Source organism: Bradyrhizobium semiaridum (assembly GCF_020329505.1).
In the GTDB taxonomy this organism is placed as follows: domain Bacteria; phylum Pseudomonadota; class Alphaproteobacteria; order Rhizobiales; family Xanthobacteraceae; genus Bradyrhizobium; species Bradyrhizobium semiaridum.
Genome location: NZ_JAGKJJ010000028.1, coordinates 60,228 through 75,721 on the forward strand (window position 1 = coordinate 60,228; position 15,494 = coordinate 75,721).

Annotated in this window: 13 protein-coding genes and 1 pseudogene; 11 read left to right on the forward strand and 3 right to left on the reverse strand. The window is 66.7% G+C overall.

Annotated elements, in window-relative coordinates:
* Nucleotides 1-99 precede the first annotated feature (99 nt).
* The 5 genes and pseudogenes from rph (at nucleotide 100) to J6500_RS26070 (ending at nucleotide 4,497) form a co-directional block, all read left to right on the forward strand.
* The gene (gene rph, locus J6500_RS26050; RefSeq protein WP_225715552.1) at nucleotides 100-813 is read left to right on the forward strand and encodes a ribonuclease PH; all 714 of its coding nucleotides are present in this window, start codon (nucleotides 100-102) and stop codon (nucleotides 811-813) included.
* An 11-nt stretch (nucleotides 814-824) separates the two neighbouring features.
* A pseudogene (locus J6500_RS26055) lies at nucleotides 825-1,263 on the forward strand (non-canonical purine NTP pyrophosphatase).
* Nucleotides 1,250-2,446, forward strand: a complete 1,197-nt coding sequence (gene hemW, locus J6500_RS26060) for a radical SAM family heme chaperone HemW (protein WP_225715553.1) — start codon at nucleotides 1,250-1,252, stop codon at nucleotides 2,444-2,446. The pseudogene J6500_RS26055 and the gene hemW overlap by 14 nt, the downstream one beginning before the upstream one ends.
* 98 nt (nucleotides 2,447-2,544) lie before the next feature.
* On the forward strand, nucleotides 2,545-3,651 hold the full coding sequence (locus tag J6500_RS26065) for an aminotransferase class I/II-fold pyridoxal phosphate-dependent enzyme (RefSeq protein WP_225715554.1): 1,107 nt from the start codon (nucleotides 2,545-2,547) through the stop codon (nucleotides 3,649-3,651).
* Entirely contained in the window at nucleotides 3,652-4,497 is an 846-nt protein-coding gene (locus tag J6500_RS26070; RefSeq protein ID WP_225715555.1) for a hypothetical protein, read from the forward strand.
* 2 nt (nucleotides 4,498-4,499) lie between these two features.
* Here the strand turns inward: J6500_RS26070 and J6500_RS26075 are convergent, their stop codons facing one another.
* Complete coding sequence (locus J6500_RS26075) at nucleotides 4,500-5,714, reverse strand: penicillin-binding protein activator (protein ID WP_225715556.1); 1,215 nt, start codon at nucleotides 5,712-5,714, stop codon at nucleotides 4,500-4,502.
* Nucleotides 5,715-5,933: 219 nt separating this feature from the next.
* Between J6500_RS26075 and rsmI the strand changes: the two genes are divergently transcribed.
* The 4 genes from rsmI to J6500_RS26095 all read left to right on the forward strand — a co-directional run bounded on the left by rsmI (nucleotide 5,934) and on the right by J6500_RS26095 (nucleotide 9,380).
* Nucleotides 5,934-6,887 carry a 16S rRNA (cytidine(1402)-2'-O)-methyltransferase gene (rsmI, locus tag J6500_RS26080; RefSeq protein WP_225715557.1) on the forward strand — a complete coding sequence of 318 codons (954 nt, stop codon included), beginning with the start codon at nucleotides 5,934-5,936 and terminating at the stop codon, nucleotides 6,885-6,887.
* The gene (locus J6500_RS26085; protein WP_225715558.1) at nucleotides 6,874-7,257 is read left to right on the forward strand and encodes a YraN family protein; all 384 of its coding nucleotides are present in this window, start codon (nucleotides 6,874-6,876) and stop codon (nucleotides 7,255-7,257) included. Before rsmI ends, J6500_RS26085 begins: the two co-directional genes overlap by 14 nt.
* Nucleotides 7,258-7,274: 17 nt before the next feature.
* Nucleotides 7,275-8,222: a glutathione synthase gene (gene gshB, locus J6500_RS26090; RefSeq protein ID WP_225715559.1), complete on the forward strand. Its 948-nt coding sequence runs from the start codon at nucleotides 7,275-7,277 to the stop codon at nucleotides 8,220-8,222.
* A gap of 186 nt (nucleotides 8,223-8,408) precedes the next feature.
* Nucleotides 8,409-9,380, forward strand: a complete 972-nt coding sequence (locus J6500_RS26095; protein WP_225715560.1) for an MBL fold metallo-hydrolase — start codon at nucleotides 8,409-8,411, stop codon at nucleotides 9,378-9,380.
* A gap of 52 nt (nucleotides 9,381-9,432) precedes the next feature.
* Here J6500_RS26095 and fsrB read toward each other — a convergent pair whose 3' ends face one another.
* Nucleotides 9,433-10,698, reverse strand: coding sequence for a siderophore utilization protein FsrB (fsrB, locus tag J6500_RS26100; RefSeq protein ID WP_225715561.1), 1,266 nt, complete (start codon nucleotides 10,696-10,698; stop codon nucleotides 9,433-9,435).
* Between the two features lie 5 nt (nucleotides 10,699-10,703).
* Complete coding sequence (locus tag J6500_RS26105; protein WP_225715562.1) at nucleotides 10,704-12,923, reverse strand: TonB-dependent siderophore receptor; 2,220 nt, start codon at nucleotides 12,921-12,923, stop codon at nucleotides 10,704-10,706.
* A 408-nt stretch (nucleotides 12,924-13,331) separates the two neighbouring features.
* Between J6500_RS26105 and J6500_RS26110 the strand changes: the two genes are divergently transcribed.
* On the forward strand, nucleotides 13,332-14,876 hold the full coding sequence (locus tag J6500_RS26110) for a YifB family Mg chelatase-like AAA ATPase (RefSeq protein WP_225715563.1): 1,545 nt from the start codon (nucleotides 13,332-13,334) through the stop codon (nucleotides 14,874-14,876).
* A gap of 142 nt (nucleotides 14,877-15,018) precedes the next feature.
* Nucleotides 15,019-15,489, forward strand: a complete 471-nt coding sequence (locus J6500_RS26115) for a hypothetical protein (RefSeq protein ID WP_225715564.1) — start codon at nucleotides 15,019-15,021, stop codon at nucleotides 15,487-15,489.
* The last annotated feature ends 5 nt before the right edge of the window (nucleotides 15,490-15,494 follow it).

The following is a 15,494-nucleotide window of genomic DNA, read 5'->3' on the forward strand; positions in this document are numbered from 1 at the left end:
ATTCCCGCGGATGACCGAGGGGCCGAAAACCCTTGCCGCTGCCCGTTCGCCCTCCTACAAGCACGGCCAGCCATCTCGCTGATTTTTGGAGGATTCCCCATGCGGCCAAGCCGCCGTGCACCCGATGAACTGCGTCCCGTCACACTGGAACGCGGTGTCGTCAAATATGCCGAGGGTTCCTGCATGGTGAAATTCGGCGACACCCATGTGCTGGTCACCGCGACGCTCGAAGAACGGCTGCCGCCGTGGCTCAAGGGCCAGGGCCGCGGCTGGGTCACCGCCGAATACGGCATGCTGCCACGCGCCACCCTGGAACGGACCCGCCGCGAGGCCTCGGCCGGCAAGCAGGGCGGCCGCACGGTCGAGATCCAGCGCCTGATCGGCCGCTCGCTGCGCGCCGCGGTCGATCTGGAGGCACTCGGCGAGCGCCAGATCACCATCGATTGCGACGTGATCCAGGCCGATGGCGGCACCCGGACCGCCTCGATCACCGGAGCCTGGGTCGCGCTGGCCGATTGCATCAACTGGATGAAGACCCGCAACATGCTCAAGGCCAACGTGTTGCGCGACAACGTGGCGGCGATCTCCTGCGGCATCTACCAGGGCACGCCGGTGCTCGATCTCGACTATGCCGAGGATTCCGAGGCCGACACCGACGCCAATTTCGTGATGACCGGCGACGGCCGCATCATCGAGGTGCAGGGTACCGCCGAGAAGACGCCGTTCACGCAGGACCAATTTTTGGCGTTGATGGCGCTGGCGCGCAAAGGTGTCGCGCGTCTGGTCGACTTGCAAAAGATCGCGGTGGCGTAGACAGATTGGTCATGCATCGCCGAATCACCGGAAGGCTGATCATCGCCACCCATAATCCCGGCAAGCTCGCCGAGATGCGGGAACTGCTGGCGCCGCACGGCATCGAGGCGGTGTCGGCCGGCGAGCTCGACCTTCCGGAGCCCGAGGAGACCGGCGAGACCTTTCGCGCCAATGCCGCGATCAAGGCGATCGCCGCCGCCAAGGCCGCGGGATTGCCGGCCTTTGCCGACGATTCCGGCCTCGTGGTCGATGCGCTCGACGGCGCGCCCGGCATCTATTCGGCGCGCTGGGCCGGCGAGAACAAAGACTTCATGGCCGCGATGACGCGGATCGAGCGCCTGCTGCAGGAGCGCGGCGGAGAAGCACGGCCTGCCGCCGCTCGGGCTTGGCCTGTCGCATCGCGCCCGCGCCTTCGTGAAGCTCGCGGAGATTTGTCTTGAGCCGCGCTGAACGCCCCTTCCCTAACCGCCCCCCGCAAGCGGGGGAGGGAAGACTTGCGTTCGGCGTCTACGTGCACTGGCCGTTCTGCCTGTCGAAATGCCCGTATTGCGATTTCAACAGCCATGTGCGGCATGCGCCGATCGACGAGCCGCGTTTCGTGCGCGCCTTCGCGCGCGAGATCGAAACCACCGCGGCGCGCGTGCCGGGGCGCGAGGTCTCCTCGATCTTCCTCGGCGGCGGCACGCCCTCGCTGATGCAGCCGCAGACCGTCGGCGCGGTGCTCGATGCGATCGGCAAGCACTGGTCGGTCGCGCCTGACGTCGAGGTCACGCTCGAGGCCAATCCGACCAGCGTCGAGGCGACGCGGTTTCGCGGCTATCGCAGCGCCGGCGTCAACCGCGTCTCGCTCGGCGTGCAGGCGCTGGACGACGCCTCGCTGAAGGCGCTCGGACGCCTGCACACCGCGCGCGAGGCGATGGATGCGGTAGCGATCGCCCGCAGCGCGTTCGACCGCTACTCGTTCGACCTGATCTACGCCCGCCCCGACCAGACGCCGCAGATGTGGGCCGCCGAGTTGAAGCGGGCGATCTCGGAAGCCGCCGAGCATCTGTCGCTCTATCAGCTCACGATCGAGGAAGGTACCCCGTTCTTCGGACTGCACGCCGCCGGCAAATTGCAGACGCCCGATGAAGCGGCCGCACGTGCGCTCTACGACGTGACGCAGGAAGTCTGCGCCCGCGAGGGCCTGCCGGCCTACGAGATTTCCAACCACGCCCGCGCCGGCGCCGAGTGCCGGCACAATCTCGTCTACTGGCGCGGCCAGGAATATGCCGGCATCGGTCCGGGCGCGCATGGCCGGCTCGACATCGACGGCGTCAGGCACGCCACCGCCACCGAGCGGCGTCCCGAGGCGTGGCTGCTCAACGTCGAGGAGCGTGGCCACGGCGTCGTCACCGATGACAACCTCAACAGCGAGGAGCGCGCCGACGAATTCCTGCTGATGGGACTGCGGCTCGCCGAGGGCATCGATCCCCGCCGCTATGCCGAGCTCGCCGGACGCAAGCTCGATCCGCACCGCGTCGCCGCGCTGCGCGAGGAAGGCGCCATCGCGGTCGATGCCGACGGACGGCTGCGCGTGACCAAGTCGGGCTTTCCGGTGCTCGACGCCGTGGTGGCCGACCTCGCCGCGTAAAGCGATTGGTAAGCCAACCGGCAGGGATTTCGCTGCCTGCTCGCCTTTTATGGTATCGGTTCCCGTTCGCTCGCGCCCGCCTGCCCCGAGTCCCGATCATGAACGCTCGGCCCGCCATTCCACCGATCCATGATCCCGCGCTTGATCGCCGCGTCAAAGAGGCCGGCGCAAGCAAGACCGTCTATGCGCTCGTCACGCCTGAGACCGAAGCGGCCAAGCACGCCATCCTCGGCAATGCGCTCAACGGGCCGGACGCCGCGCGCCGCCATCATCTCGAGCAATTCCGCGACGCCTGGACCGGCAAGCAGTTCGCCGCGCATGAGGCCTTCATCGAGCGGTGGACCGGCTGGGCCGCGCCTGTGATCGCGATCGACAATTTCGCCTATCCATGGCGCTACCCGACCGCCGGCGGCAGCGAGGCGCTGTTTCACGTCATCGCCGCTTATGGAAATCGCGCGCGCAGCGAAAGATTCGAGCCCGAGGTTCATGTCTTCGCCGGCGAGTATGAGGGCTACAAGGCCTATGCCGAGGCCTGCGGCATTACCGTGACCGAGCACGCGCGCGCCGACTGGCAGGCGGTCGGCCGTACGCTGTCCGCCACCGCCCTGTTCTGCCTGAGCCAGCCATCGGCGATCGACGGCAATGTCTGGCCGCACGCCAATGACTTCCTCGGCTTGCTCGCGGCGGAGAGCGAACGGCCGCGCGTGCTGCTCGACGTCACCTATGTCGGCTCCATCGCCGAGCCGCCGGCCGCGCGCATCGCGGCCGACAGTCCGGCCGTGCTGGCGCTCGCCTTCAGCCTGTCAAAGCCGTTCGGCGTCTATTACGACCGGATCGGCGGACTGTTGTCCCGCAAGGCGATGCCGACGCTGTTCGGCAATCAATGGTTCAAGAACCTGACCTCGCTGCAGCTCGGCTCGGCGCTGCTCGAGCGCCACGACGTGTTCGACCTGCCGCGGCGTTACAAGAGCACTCAGCGCGAGGCGGCGGCGCAGATCGGCCGTCGCCTGGGCCTCGCACTCCTGCCGAGCGACGTCAGCGTGCTGGCGCTGGCGAAAGCCGACGCGACGACCGATCGCGCGCTTGCAGACTTCCTGCGCCGGCCGGCCGGCGACCTCGATGCATCGCTGCGGCTGTGCCTGACGCCGGCGATGGCCGAGATGATCGGGACCGCCGGACCGATCGCGGCAACGGGAGACGCTTGATTGAAGAACCCGGTTATCCTGACCAGCGCGCAGGACGTTCACCGTCACGTGTTCGGACTTTGGCGCAGCGCACCGATCCGGGCCTCGCATGCCGACGGCGGCTTCATTCACGACATCGTCGAGCAGTTCGCCGGCCTGCCGCGGCTGTTCTGCGACACCACCGACGACCGGCTCGAGCGCGCCCATTTCTGCTCATGGTGGGGCGTCACCATGAACCGGACCTACGACAGTCCGGCGATCGAAGACCTCTACCGCCTACACGAGATGTTCCACGCGGCCTTCATGCCGTATTTCCCCGGCATCGGCTTCGACGCCTTCCACCGCAAGATGGAGGACAACGAGCTGAAGGCCAGCGTTTGCTCGGAGATCCGCGTCTATTTCGAGCTGCCGCAGCTGCGCGAGATCGCCTTCCCGCATCCGATCTACGCCGACCGCTACCTGAACGATCCTGCGATGCAGACGCTGTGGTGCAAGAACAAGCCGGTTGCGATCGAGACATTGCAGGAAGCGCGGCGCGACGTGATGTTCTCGAAGCCCGAGCACGAGATGGACCTGACCGAGCGCTGGATCCGGCGCTTTGCCTTGCAGAACCGGCAATGGTCGACGTGCTGGTACGACCGCTATCCCGAGATCGAGCGCCATATGTTCGATTTCCAGCTTCGCGCGCTGCAGGGCGATCGCGCAGGCGCCATCAAGATGCACGCCGAGTGGATCGAGGCGCAGGCGGATCAGGATAGCGAGGACCACATCCCCTGGCGTCACGAAGCGGCGCTGTTCGCCAACATCTACTGGAGCAACCGCCGCCGCTACGAGGCCGAGTTCGCATCGGCAACAGCGGCAACATAGAATTACGCGCCAAAACTCTTCGGCGAGCCGGCGACGGCAGTGGCGCCGCCGGTCGCCACTTTCATGACCGCAAGTCCGCGCTCGTTGGTGCCGTCGGAGCGGAAGCGGAACAGGCCGTCGATACCGGCAAAGCCGGATGGATTGGTCAGCGTCTCCGGCGCGAAGCGCTGCGCGCCCTGGGTGCGCGCCAGCGCCGCCATCAGCGCGACCGCATCATAGGCCAGCGTCGCGGTGCGCACCGGTTCGCCGCCGAACTTGGCGCGGTAGCGGCCGGCGAAGCTGCGGAAGCCGGCCGGATCGGGCGCGGCGTAGAGCCCGCCTTGCAGAACGGGGCTCGCGAAGACGCGCGGATTGTCCCACAGCCCGGTACCGAGCAGCTGGATGTTGCGCAAATTGGAGCCCGCCGCCGTCAGCGCGTCCGCGGTCGCCACCACCGAATCGCCGTCATCGGCGAGCAGCAGCGCGTCGGCCTGGCCGAGCGCCTGCGCCACCGTGCGCGCCGGCGTCGCGCGGTCGGCGCCATATTTCTCGAACACAACGATGCGGCCGTTCTTGCGGCCGACCGCCTGCTTGAACGCGGCCTCGACCACGTTGCCATAGGCGTTGTCGGGCAACAGCGCCGCGAACGACCGCTTGCCGATGCTCGATGAGTAATCGACGATGCGATTGATATCGGATTCCGGCAGGAAACTCAGCAGATAGACGCCGCGTCCGGCGACGCTGGAATCGGTCGAGAACGCGATTACCGAGGTCCCGCGCGGCCGCGTCAGCTGCGCGGCAGCGGGCACCGAACCGGCGAACAGCGGCCCGAGAATGATCTCGGCGCCTTCCGACAGCGCCTGCTGGGTTCCCTGCCCGGCGCCCTGCGCACTGCCGCCGTCGTCCTTGATCAGGAGCTGGATGTTCGGGTTCTGGAACTCGGCCAGCGCCATCTCGGCGGCGTTGCGCATCGACTGCGCGGCGAGGCCGGCATTGCCCGATGCCGACAGCGGCAGGATCAGCCCGACCTTGACCTGCCCGGTGCCGACCGATTGCGGCTGCTGCGGCGGGCCGGCCGGTCCTGCGTCCTGTCCGCCGAACGGGCTGGAGAACTGGCTCAGGCTCTGCTGCACGCCGGAGCACGCCGACAGCAGCGGCGCGCCCACGATCAGGCCAAGCGCGGTCCGCCGGGTCGCGCCCGATGCCGACGGGGACTTGCGGTGATGCGGGCCTTCCATTGTCTCTCTTCTCTTGACCGACCGTGATCGGCCAGAATTCCGTTCCGGCCAGATCAGGCGGGCGGATTTGGGCATATTGTCGGCGAATAGTTAACCAAAACAAAAGGATTATGGCCACGCGGAGCCGCTGCCGAGGCTTATGTTTCCTTTAGCCGGCGATCCCCCACCAACCCCATTGGCGGTGTGGCGCAAGCACTGCCGTCCCTTTAGATTGGCATGATGCGCGCAAAAGCCAGCTCCCTCTCGTCCACCGAGGCCACCGCAGGTTCTTCCAGCCGAAGTTTTTCGATCGGCAGCCAGGTGCTAGCGGCGCCGAAGGCGGCTCCGGGACTGCATCTGGTGGCGACCCCGATCGGCAATCTCGCCGACATCACCCTGCGCGCGCTGGAAACGCTGGCCGGGGTCGATGTGATCGCGTGCGAGGACACAAGAATCACGCGCCGGCTGACCGAGCGCTATGCGATCACCGCCGAGCTGGTGCCGTATCACGAGCACAATGCGGCACAGGCCCGGCCGAAACTGCTGGAGCGGCTGGCGCAGGGCGCCTCGATCGCGCTGGTCTCGGACGCCGGCACGCCGCTGATCTCCGATCCCGGTTTCAAGCTGGTGCGCGAGGTCTGCGCTGCGGGGCACCGGGTGATCGCGGTGCCCGGGGCATCGTCGGTGCTGACCGCGCTGTCCGTGGCCGCGCTGCCCACCGACCGGTTCTTCTTCGAAGGATTTCTGCCGGCCAAGGAGCATGCCCGCCGCACGCGGCTCGGCGAGCTCGCCAGGATCGATTCGACGCTTGTCATGTTCGAATCCGGCAGTCGCGTGCAGGAGAGCCTGCGCGACCTCGCCGCGAGCATGGGCGGGCGCCAGGCCGCGATCTGCCGCGAGCTGACCAAGCTGCACGAGGACATCAAGCGCGCGCCGCTCACTGACCTGGCCGCGGCCGCGGACATGCTGGAAACCCGCGGCGAATTCGTGCTCGTGGTCGGGCCGCCGCCGGACGATGCCGGCGTGATGGACCAGGACACGCTGGACGATCTGTTGCGCACGCAGCTGGCGCGTGGCAGCGTCAAGGACGCGGTGGCGCATGCGGTCGAACTGTCGGGCCGGCCGCGCCGCGAGGTCTATGCCCGCGCCCTCGAGCTTGCCAAGGATAACGGGGACAGCGATGGCGAAGACTGACAGCGCCTCTCCGGAACGGATCGCCGCCTTCCGCACCGGCATCTCGGCCGAGAGCCGCGCCGCTGCGCTGCTGATCGCCAAGGGCTATCGCATCCTGGCAAAGCGCTTCCGCACACCCTATGGCGAGATCGACCTGGTGGCGCGCCGGCGCAATCTCGTGATCTTTGTCGAGGTCAAGGCCCGCGCCAGCCTCGATGACGCCGCTTACGCTGTGACGCCGCGCCAGCAGCAACGCATCATCAATTGCGCGCAGGCCTGGCTGATGGCGCATCCCGAACATGCGGAATTTGATCTCAGATTCGATGCCGTGCTGATTGCGCCGAAGAGCCTGCCGCGCCATCTGTTGGCGGCATTCGACGCCAGCACCTAAAACAACGGGACCCGCCCATGAAATTGAACGTTGCCGTCCAGATGGACCCGATCGCGCGCATCAACATCCGCGGTGATTCCACCTTTGCGCTGCTGCTCGAGGCGCAGAAGCGCGGCCACAGCATTTCCTATTACACGCCGGACAAGCTGTCGCTCTATGGCGAGGAGCTGGTGGCGCCGGTGCAGCAGCTGACCGTGCGCGACGAGGTCGGCAACCACTTCACGCTCGGCGAGCCAAAGCGCGAAGCGCTCAACGGGTTTGACGTCGTGCTGCTGCGGCAGGACCCGCCGTTCGACCTCGCCTACATCACCACGACCCATTTCCTCGAGCGCATCCATCCGAAAACCCTGGTCGTCAACAACCCGGCCAGCGTGCGCAACGCGCCGGAAAAGCTGTTCGTGATGAATTTTCCGCAGCTGATGCCGCCGACCCTGATCTCGCGCGACCTCGACGAGATCAATGCGTTCCGCGATCAGCACGGCGCCGTCGTCATGAAGCCGCTGCACGGCCATGGCGGCGCCGCGGTGTTCCGGGTGATGCCGCAGGACATGAATTTCGGCTCGCTGTTCGACATGTTCTCGGTCACCTTCAAGGAGCCGTGGGTGATCCAGCGCTTCCTCCCCGAGGTGAAGCACGGCGACAAGCGCATCATCCTGGTCGACGGCGAATTCGCCGGCGCCGTCAACCGCGTGCCGGCGGTGGATGATCTGCGCTCCAACATGGTGCGCGGCGGCGCGGCGGCGGCGACCGAGCTGTCGGATCGCGAGCGCGAAATCTGCGCCACACTCGGCCCGGCGCTGCGCGAGCGCGGCCTGCTGTTCGTCGGCATCGACGTGATCGACGGCAACCTCACGGAGATCAACGTTACCTCGCCGACCGGCATCCGCGCGATCGCGCGGCTCAACGGACCCGATGTCGCGGCGAGGATCTGGGATACGATCGAGGCGAAACGCGGAGCGAAATAAGCTCCGCCCGTTCGCATCGTGGTTGCACCTGGATAACTTTCAATCTGCTGCGTTCCCCTTATTCTTCTTGCCAGCTTACGCGGGCGAGCGCAGCATTCCGTTGCCTGCATCAGGTCAAGCGGCGGACCGGCGCGGGCAACACGAAAAGTCATGAAAAGAATCTTAAAGAATTGTGGAGGAAGACGAATGACGTCCAACATCTCACGACGATCCCTGCTCGCGCTCGGTGCCGGTCTCGGTGCCAGCACCATGCTCGGCGGTACCGCGGTGGCACGTGCGCCGAAGCTCGGCACGCAGACACCGTACTGGCACCGCTTCGTGCTCGGCGAAGCCGAAGTGACCGTGGTGTCCGATGGACCGCTGCCACTCGGCGATCCCTCTGGGACCTTCACCGGCGTACCGAAGGAGGAGGTCAAGAAGATGCTGTCCGACCACTTCCTGTCGCCGGACAATGTCGTGCTCGAGCAGAACTCGCCGATCGTCAACACCGGCGACAAGCTGATCCTGTTCGACACCGGCATGGGCACCTCGCAGGCGTTCGGGCCGACCACCGGCCGGCAGCAGAAGAGCATGAAGGAGGCCGGCATCAAGCCGGAGGACATCGATGCGGTGGTGCTGTCGCACGCCCATATCGACCACATCGGCGGTATCGTCGACGCCAGCAACAAGCCGCTGTTCCCCAACGCGCAATACTACATCGCGCAAAGCGACTTCGAGTTTTGGACCGATGAAGGCAAGATGGGCAGCCCGCTGAAGGACTTCATCGTGCACGCCCGCAAGAACCTGCTCCCGGTGCGGGACCGGCTGGTGTTCTTCAAGGACGGCCAGGAATTCCTACCCGGCGTACAGGCGATCGCGGCGCCCGGCCACACCGTGGGCCACAGCATCTTCATGGTGAGCTCGGCCGGCAAATCCTTCGCCTTCCTCGGCGACCTCTCGCATCACGCGGTGCTGCTGCTGGAGCGGCCGCGGATGGAGTTCTCCTACGACACCGATCCGAAGCAGGCGGCAGCCTCGCGGGTCAAGCTGCTGGAGATGCTGGCGGCGAACAAGACGGCGGTGATGTCCTATCACTTCGCCTGGCCGGGCTATGGCCACGTCGCCAAGGCGGGCGAGGGCTTCCACTATTATCCCGAGCCGATGCAGATGCTGCTCTGACGGGACGGCGTTCGGGGGCGGCGCATGCCGCTCCCGACTGTGCCCGTCCGATCTATTCGGCCGGCGCGAGACGCCCGCCGGGCGATGACGCCGCAGCCACTCGCGTGCGGATGCGCGCCCGGCGCTTGCGCCACCAGATCACCACGCCGGTGACCGACAGCGCGGCTACCACGAGTCCCATCACCGAAATCAGGATGCGTCCGGGCAAGCCGGCGATGCGGCCGGAATGCAGCGGAAACTGCATCTGCACGAACACATCGGCCGCGGTGCCGACCCATGGCAGTTTTGCACCGAGCGGGCGGCCGTCCTCGCTATCGTAGTAGAGTTGCGGCGGGCCGACGCCCGCCGCGCCATGCTCGTCGCCGGGCTCGAAGAACGCGACCGCATAGACGCCGTGCGCGGGGCCGTAATTGATCCAGCCGATCGGCGTCGACCAACCGCGCACCTTGCCGTCGGCGGCGGCACGTGCCGCGATGTCGGCATAGGTCGTCTTCGGCTCGATCGGATCGTCGAGATGGCGGTATGGCCGCTGCTCATAGGGTGTCGGCGTGTAGTTGGACACCGTCTTCATCAGCGGCGAGAACACCTCGAAATAAAGGTTGAGCGAAAACGCCGTGAACGCGATCACGAACAGCAGCGCCCAGGTCCATAGGCTGAAGGCACGATGGATGTCGAAGTTGATCCGGTAGGCGCTGCCTGACCTCTTGATCTTCCAGGCCGGCGCCCAGCGTGCCCAAAAGCCCTTGCCGCGCTGGCCCGCTGCGCGCCGCCGCGACGGCAGCGTCAGATAGAAGCCGACGAAACAGTCGATGGTCCAGATCACCGCGATGATGCCGAGGAAGCGCATGCCCCAGCGGTCGCTGCCCCAGAATTCCGGGATGTGCATCGTGTAGTGCAGCTTGTAGAGGAACGAGACAAAATTCTCGCTGGTCACCGGCCAGACCGCGCCCCAATAGCGGCGCCCGAGCTCGGCCCCGGTGTTCGGATCGAGGAACACCTGGTTGTAGTCGAGCGTGTAGCGCTTGCCGGTGGCCGGATCGATCCGCGGCAGCACGAAGAACCAGAGTGATTCGCCCTTCTCCGGCGTCATGAACATGTGCACGACGCGGGCGCAAGGATCGCGCTGCTCGATCAGCTTGACGAGCTCGACCGATGGGATCGCCGGCCCCGCGCTCGTCACCTCGAACAGTTTCCTGTTGAGGACGTCGTCGATCTCGTGGTCCCACGAGATGATCGCGCCGGTGACGCCCGAGAAGAACAGGAAGGCGGCGGTGACAAGTCCCGCCCAGCGATGCAGCGGTCCGAGGATCGATCTCATCGTCATCACCAGCGGTAGGTCAGTTTCGCGATCGCCTTGTGGCCCTCGGCATAGAAGCAGCTGGTATTGCCGTAACAGGCCGCCACGTAACGGGTGTCGGCGAGGTTCGTGACGTTGAGCGAAAGGCGATAATTGTCCCTGGAATAGGCGACCAGCGTATCGACCACCGTCGAGGCCGGGACCTTGAAGCTGTTGGCCTCGTCGCCGAAGGTCGAGCCGACGTAGCGGACGCCGGCGCCGAACTGCAAGCCAGCGAACGCGCCGCCCTGCACGGTGTAGTCGGCCCACAGCGAGAAGCGATTGAGCGGCACGGTGGTCGGCGCCTTGCCGACATTGACGGGATCCTTGGTCACGACGGCGTCGACAGAGGCATAGCCGCCGCGGATGTTGACGCCTTCCACCAGCGTCGCGGTGCCCTCGAGCTCGATACCGCGCGATTTGACCTGGCCGGTCTGCTCCGCGAAATAGGATGGCGGCGCGTAGGTGACGACGTTGGATCGGGTGAGGTCGAATGCGGCGAGGGTGATCAGCGCGTTGATGCCGACCGGCTGATACTTGACGCCGACCTCGTACTGCACGCCGGCTTCCGGCTTCAGCAATTCGCCGGCGACATTGATGCTGAGCACCGGCAGGAACGATTCCGCGTAGCTGAAATAGGGCGCGATGCCGTTGTCGAAATTGTACATCACCGCGGCGCGGCCGGTGAACGCCGAAGCGTCGGTCGAGGTCGCGGTTTTGGCAAGATTGTTGTCGAGATCGGTGGTGACGAAGTCCTGCCGGCCGCCGAGCAGGAACGACAGCCGCCCGAGCCTGATCTGGTCCTGCAGATAGATACCGGCCTGCGACTGCTTGATGCCGGTGTCGTCGTAGGGGCCGAGATTGGTCCAACTGTTGGTATAGACCGGCGCGAAGACGTTGAGCTTGCCGGTGCCAAACAGCGAGGCCATGTCGCGGAACGAGGTATTGCGATAGTCGACGCCGAACAGCGTGGTGTGGCTCAAGGGGCCGGTCACGAATCTGCCCTGCAGCTGGTTGTCGACCGCAAACGAATTGATGGTCGATTCGCCGCCGCTGCCGCCGCGCGACAACAGGCCGGCGGCTTCGTCGGCCGCGGACGCATAGCCCATGCCGTAGAAGCTGCGCTGCTCATTGTGCATCCAGGAATAGCGCAGGTTCTGGCGGAAGGTCAGGGCGTCGTTGAAGTCGTGCGACAGCAGGTAGCCGACGGAGGATTGCTCGGTGTCGAACTGGTTGAAGCCGGGCTCGCCGACGAAGCGCGTGTTCGGGATGTAGCGGCCGTTGTTGGCCCAGACAGTGCCGGACGACGGCAGGAATTGCAGGCCCCAGCCGGTCCGCTCCTTCTGGTAGTTCGCAAGGAAGGTGATCGTGGTGTCCTCGTTCGGCTTCACGGTGACCGCAGGCGCGATGAAGACGCGGTTGTCTTTGGTGAAGTCGACCTGGGTCTCGCCGTCGCGCGCGACGCCGGTGAGGCGCCACAGCACGGTGCCTTCCTTGTTGGCGGGACCGCCGACATCGAACTCGCCCTGGTAGCGGTTGAAGCTGCCGCCGGAGATCGAGACCTCGCCGAACTGGCGCGCGGTCGGAAGCTTGCTGACATAGTTGAGGATGCCGCTGGTGCCGCTGCCGCCGAACATCGCCGACGACGGGCCCTTCAGCACTTCGAGGCGTTCGGCGCCGTAGGGATCGAGCCCGAGGAAGTGCACATAGTTGCTGCTCGGCAGCCGCAGGCCGTCGAGATAGAGGCCGGGCATCGTCATGTCGAAGCCGCGGATTTGCAGGCCGCCGAAGCGGGTGTCCGAGCCGCCATTGACGTCGCCGCTGACACCGGCGGTGTAGCGCAGCGCGGCGCCGACGGATTCCGCACCCTGATTCCGGATCTGATCGGTGGTGATGACCGAGATCGATTGCGGGGTTTCGACCAGCGGCGTGTCGGTCTTGGTCGCGGTGGCCGAACGCGTGGCGACAAATCCGGTGACGGGGCCGCCGGCGCGTTCGCCGGCAACTGCGCCGGATGCGGACGCAGGCGCCGCGGCCTGTTGCGGCCGCGCCGCGCGATTGGCGCGATTGACGCGCGCGCTTGCCGCACGACGTGATGGTCTTGCAGACGCAGCAGCTGTTGCGCGCGGCTGCGGCGCATCGACCGTCACCGGCGGCAGCGCCGCCTGCGCAGCGGCCTCTTCGCTCCCGGCTCCGGCGGCAAGCACGGCGAGGGTACACAGACCAATCGTTCGCGAGATGGAATGATGTCGAGAAGTGGAATGCGAAGCGAGTCTGTCTGTCACGCGAAGGGCGCCCTGATGTGCTGGGTCTGGATTTGAGACCCGGCTCTACAGTGCGCGGCGCGTGAGTACAGACCTCCGCGCTTGGAATAGATCGAGACTGCGCCGCGACAATCGCGCGAGCGCTGAAGCAGAAAGGAAATTGGAAGTGCGCTGCGACAATGTGCCCGCGCACACTAACGAGGAGACATGTTGCAGATTGCGGTTCCGGTCGCGCACGTTGTATCGATAACGATCTGCAATCGGCGTCGCCCGGGCCGGCAAAATGTTCCCGGAATGTTCTTGCATTCGATGCCCGGTTCCGCTACGGTCCGCGCGGAAAATAGGGGCAGCATGGTCCAGCGCGTTTCCACCGTCGCTTTCGAGGGGATCGAGGCCCGCGCGGTTGACGTGCAGGTGCAGGTCGCCCCGGGCCTGCCGGCCTTTGCCATCGTCGGCCTGCCGGACAAGGCGGTGTCCGAGGCGCGCGAGCGGGTGCGCTCGGCGCTGATCGCCTCGGGGCTGGCGCTGCCCGCGCGCCGCATTACGGTCAATCTCGCGCCCGCCGATCTGCCCAAGGAAGGCAGCCATTACGACCTGCCGATCGCGCTCGGCCTGATGGCGGCGATCGGCGCGATCCCGCCGGATGCTCTGAATGGCTTCACCGTGCTTGGCGAGCTCGGGCTCGACGGCTCGATCGCGCCGGTGGCCGGCGTGCTGCCGGCTGCGATCGGCGCCAATTCGCGCGACGAAGGGCTGATCTGCCCGGCCGCCTGCGGTTCGGAGGCGGCGTGGGCCAGCCCCGACATCCAGATCATCGCGGCGCACTCGCTGATCCAGATCGCCAATCACTTCAAAGGCACGCAGGTGCTGTCGCGCCCGCAGCCGAAGGTGCAAGAGGACGAGCGTGCGGACGCGCTGCTCGATCTGCGCGACATCAAGGGCCAGGAAAGCGCCAAGCGCGCGCTCGAGATCGCGGCCGCCGGCGGCCATCATTTGCTGATGATCGGCTCGCCCGGCGCCGGCAAATCGATGCTGGCGGCGCGGCTGCCGTCGATCCTGCCGCCGCTGTCGCCGTCCGAGCTGCTGGAGGTCTCGATGATCGCCTCCGTCGCCGGCGAGATCCGCGACGGCGCGCTGACGGCGCGGCGCCCGTTCCGCAGCCCGCATCATTCCGCCAGCATGGCCGCGCTGACCGGCGGCGGCATGCGCGCCAAACCCGGCGAGATCTCGCTCGCGCATCAGGGCGTGCTGTTCCTCGACGAATTGCCGGAGTTCGATCCGCGCGTGCTGGATTCGCTGCGCCAGCCGCTGGAGAACGGCGAGGTCTCCGTCAGCAGGGCCAACCACCGCGTTACCTATCCAGCACGCTTCATGCTGGTCGCGGCGATGAACCCGTGCCGCTGCGGCCATGCCTATGAGCCTGGCTATTCCTGCAGGCGCGCCCCTGTCGACCGCTGCACCGCCGACTATCAGATGCGGATCTCCGGCCCGCTGATGGATCGCATTGACCTGCGGATCGAAGTGCCGGCGGTGACCGCCGCGGACCTGATCCTGCCGCCGCCGGCGGAAGGATCGGCCGAGGTCGCCGCCCGCGTCGCGGCCGCGCGCGACATCCAGCTCGCGCGCTATGCGGCGGCCGGCATGCCGCATGTCCGCACCAATGCCGAAGCGCCGAGCGCGCTGCTCGAGACCATCGCGCAGCCGGACGCGCACGGGCAGAAGCTGCTGCGCGAGGCCGCCGACAACATGCGCCTCACCGCGCGCGGCTATCACCGCGTGCTGCGGGTGGCGCGCACGCTGGCCGACCTCGACGGCGCCGAGACGATCGGCCGGCTGCACCTCGCCGAGGCGCTGTCCTATCGTGCATTGGCCGACGATCTGCGCCGCGCCGCCTGATCGAATCGCCTTCCAGCGACACGGTCCCGGCCCGCTGCGGAATTGTTTCCACGTCAACGCGACGGTAACCACTCTCGTTTACGCTCCGCAAACCATAAGCCCTCCGCGATCCGCGGCCGGCTTGGGTCGAGCGAGTCGTGTCATGTTGCGTTTCAAGATTCTGGCCTCGGTAGTCCCGCTCGCCGTGGCAGCCGTGTTTGCCCGCGTTGAATTCCTGCCCGGCTCCCGGCCCTGCATCGAGGTCGGCGGGGCCGCGCTGCAGATCGCGTCGACCCCATGGTTCGCCCAGCTCCACGTCAGCTTCACCGACGATCCGCGCCTTGCCACCGTCCGCGTCCAGATCGCCGACAGTGCCGAAGCCGCCGACTTCACCGTGATCGACGACATCGACGACGCCGAGGCCGGCGCCTGCGAGAGCAACACCGTGCCGCAGCTGATCGCGATTTCGCGCGACCGGTCGGCGAGCGGTCCCGTGATCTATCTCTCGCACGATGACGGCCCGTCCGACTATCGCGTCTTCGTGCAGTCGAAGACGTTCTCGGTGCGCGACGCCGCGGCCCTGATCGTCAGCGCCCGTGGCGGCCATCGCCGCGTCGAGGCGGCGTCGCTGTAGAGGCG

What these genes read in the sequence shown, in the direction of transcription:
- rph (WP_225715552.1), top strand. Translation starts at nt 100, where the DNA reads ATGCGGCCAAGCCGCCGTGCACCCGATGAACTGCGTCCCGTCACACTG.
- J6500_RS26065 (WP_225715554.1), top strand. Translation starts at nt 2,545, where the DNA reads ATGAACGCTCGGCCCGCCATTCCACCGATCCATGATCCCGCGCTTGAT.
- J6500_RS26075 (WP_225715556.1), bottom strand. Translation starts at nt 5,714, where the DNA reads ATGGAAGGCCCGCATCACCGCAAGTCCCCGTCGGCATCGGGCGCGACC.
- rsmI (WP_225715557.1), top strand. Translation starts at nt 5,934, where the DNA reads ATGCGCGCAAAAGCCAGCTCCCTCTCGTCCACCGAGGCCACCGCAGGT.
- J6500_RS26085 (WP_225715558.1), top strand. Translation starts at nt 6,874, where the DNA reads ATGGCGAAGACTGACAGCGCCTCTCCGGAACGGATCGCCGCCTTCCGC.
- gshB (WP_225715559.1), top strand. Translation starts at nt 7,275, where the DNA reads ATGAAATTGAACGTTGCCGTCCAGATGGACCCGATCGCGCGCATCAAC.
- J6500_RS26095 (WP_225715560.1), top strand. Translation starts at nt 8,409, where the DNA reads ATGACGTCCAACATCTCACGACGATCCCTGCTCGCGCTCGGTGCCGGT.
- fsrB (WP_225715561.1), bottom strand. Translation starts at nt 10,698, where the DNA reads ATGAGATCGATCCTCGGACCGCTGCATCGCTGGGCGGGACTTGTCACC.
- J6500_RS26110 (WP_225715563.1), top strand. Translation starts at nt 13,332, where the DNA reads ATGGTCCAGCGCGTTTCCACCGTCGCTTTCGAGGGGATCGAGGCCCGC.
- J6500_RS26115 (WP_225715564.1), top strand. Translation starts at nt 15,019, where the DNA reads ATGTTGCGTTTCAAGATTCTGGCCTCGGTAGTCCCGCTCGCCGTGGCA.